Source organism: bacterium (genome assembly GCA_026398675.1).
In the GTDB taxonomy this organism is placed as follows: domain Bacteria; phylum RBG-13-66-14; class RBG-13-66-14; order RBG-13-66-14; family RBG-13-66-14; genus RBG-13-66-14.
The window spans coordinates 1-2,563 of sequence record JAPLSK010000012.1 but is presented as its reverse complement, the minus strand read 5'-3'; the positions used below and the strand labels follow the sequence as shown (position 1 = coordinate 2,563).

General features: G+C 68.2%; 1 protein-coding gene. It reads left to right on the top strand.

Annotated elements, in window-relative coordinates:
- Nucleotides 1-512: 512 nt before the first annotated feature.
- Nucleotides 513-2,522 (top strand): S8 family serine peptidase, encoded by a 2,010-nt coding sequence (locus NTW26_00140; protein MCX7020682.1) that lies wholly within the window; start codon nt 513-515, stop codon nt 2,520-2,522.
- Nucleotides 2,523-2,563 lie beyond the last annotated feature (41 nt).

Sequence of the window (2,563 nt, the reverse complement as noted above, 5' to 3'; positions counted from 1 at the left end):
TAGGTATCTGCGCCCGAAGGGAAAACCCCGCCCTACATTTCTCCCTCCCCCCTCTGGGGGGAGGCTCGCCTACGGGCCGGAGTGAGGGTCGGGATGGTCCCCCTCTCCCCGTGGGAGGCCTGCGAGGCGCGGACCGGGGTGAGGGCTGCCTTAGAAAAAGCGGCGGGGATAGGAACCGAGCGAACCGAGCGAAGCGAGCTACGCCTCCGGCGAACCGAGCTACGCCCCTGGCAAACCGAGCGAAGCGAGCTACGCCTCCGGCGAATCCCCGCCCTACATTCCCCCTCCCCCCTCTGGGGGGAGGGCCGGGGTGAGGGGTGTGAATCGGGCGGGTGTGGGCACCCGCACCAGCGAAAACCACGACCAGCCGTCGGAGGGGACGGCTCCGCAAACGGCCCGTTTCTGGCTCATAGAAATAGAGGGGACGCCTACCCGCCAATCGGCTTCCTTGTACGGCGGTCCCACCCCGTGCTATAGTGGGCTTGGAGAACGACGTCTAAAGGGGTGCGGTTATGAAGCGCCTGACCCTTCTGGTTATCCTCGCCCTCGCGCTCCCTGTTTTTGCGACGGCCGAGCTTTCGCCGATTTTGGAGCATCAGATGGCGCGCGCCGGGGACGACGAGCTCCTCGGCGTCTGGGCCTTCTTCGCCGACAAGGGGTACGCCGGACCGGCGGAGCTGGAGGCGGCCCTGGACGCATTCACCGCCGCAATGAACCCGGAGCAGTACGCCCGCCGCGCCCTCAACCGCCCCGCGGGCTCCCTGGCCGACGAGCGCGACCTGCCCGTGTACTCGCCCTACGACGAGGCGGTGACCACGCTCGTCACCCGCCGCATCGGCGCCAGCTCCATCGCCAACGCGGTATGCTTCGACGCCACGGCGGCCCAGATTGACGCCGTCGCCCGGCTCCCCTTCGTGGTCCGGCTCCAGCCCACGGCGACCAGCGTCCTGACCGACGCGCGCCCGGCCTTAAACGCGCCCTACGGCCCGACGAGCCTGGACTACGGCCCCTCGGAAACGCAAATCACGCAGATTCAGGTGGACCTGCTCCACGACGAGGGATACTCCGGGGCGGGGGTGACGGTGCTGATGCTGGACACCGGCTTCCGCACCGACCACGAAGCCCTGGCCGGGCTGGACCTGAAGGACGAGTGGGACTTCGTCAACGACGACGACGACGTGGACAACGAGCCGGGCGACGACCCGGACGCCTGGAACCACGGCACGTCCACGTGGAGCACCCTGGGCGGCTACTTCCCCACCCAGCTCATCGGGCCGGCCTACGGGGCCACCTTCCTCCTGGCCAAAACCGAGGACATCACCCGGGAGGTCCACGACGAGGAGTACTGGTACCAGTCCGGCCTGCAGTGGGGCGAGGCCCTGGGGGCGGACGTGTCCAGCTCCTCACTCGGCTACCGCTACTTCGACGAAGGCCAGGGGGACTACTCCTACGAGGAGCTGGACGGGGAGACGACCGTGGTGGCGCTGGCGGTGAACTGGGCCCGGGACAACGGCATGCTCCACGCCAACGCCATGGGCAACGACGGCTCGGACGAGGGGACGCTCATCTCGCCGGCAGACTGCGACGGCATCCTGTCCTGCGGTGCGGTGGACGCCGACGGCGTGCTGGCCGATTTCTCCTCCCGGGGGCCGACCGCCGACGGGCGCACCAAGCCCGAGGTCTGCGCCTTGGGCCACTACACCTACGCCGCCGACGCCGACTCGACCGACACCTACGACTTCGTCTCCGGCACCAGCCTCTCCACCCCCCTGGTGGGCGGGGTGCTGGCGCTTCTGCGCGAGGTCAACCCCTACGCCACCGCGGCCAAGATACGGCAGGCCGTCATGGACACCGCCACCCAGGCCGACGACCCGGACAACGATTACGGCTGGGGAATCGTCCAGGCTTACGACGCGGCGATGGGCCTGCACATGGACGTTTTCGCCTGGGACTCGGCCGGGGCCGAGCGCTCGGAGGACGGGGCGCTCCTCTCCTGGCGGATAACCACCGACGACGGCCTGGTCGCGGTGAACATCTACCGGCTGGTCGAGCCCGTCTCGGGGGCGTCCTACGCCTCGGCCCACCTCATGCGAACGGAGACCGCTTTCGCCGGCGAGACCCTGGGGCCGGGGTACCGACCCGACGCCGGGTGGACGCGGTTGAACGATACGCCCCTCCCCGGTTCCGAAACCGGCGCCTATCTGGACACGGGGGCCCCCGGCGCGGCCTGCTACTACCGCTTCGAGGTCTTCGACGCCCAGTGGCTCCGCCACCTCTCGCCCCAGGTCCGGCTGTCGTCGGAGGACGAGACGCCCCTCGGCCGCGAAACCACCCTGGGCGCCTGCTACCCCGACCCGGCGCGGGGGAGGGTGAACTTCAGCTTCGAGCTGGGGGAAAACGGACGAGTTGAGCTGACGGTCTACGACCTGGCGGGGCGGAGGGTCGCCGTCCTCGTGGACGCCGAGCTGGCCGCCGGGCGGCTCGACTGCGTCTGGGTGGTTCTAATAAAAATTTTTTTTTAATTTTTTTTATAATAGCTAGTTGGTTTTGGTCTAATTTATTA

Excerpts from the sequence above, each read along its gene's own strand:
- NTW26_00140 (MCX7020682.1), top strand. The coding sequence starts at position 513 with ATGAAGCGCCTGACCCTTCTGGTTATCCTCGCCCTCGCGCTCCCTGTT.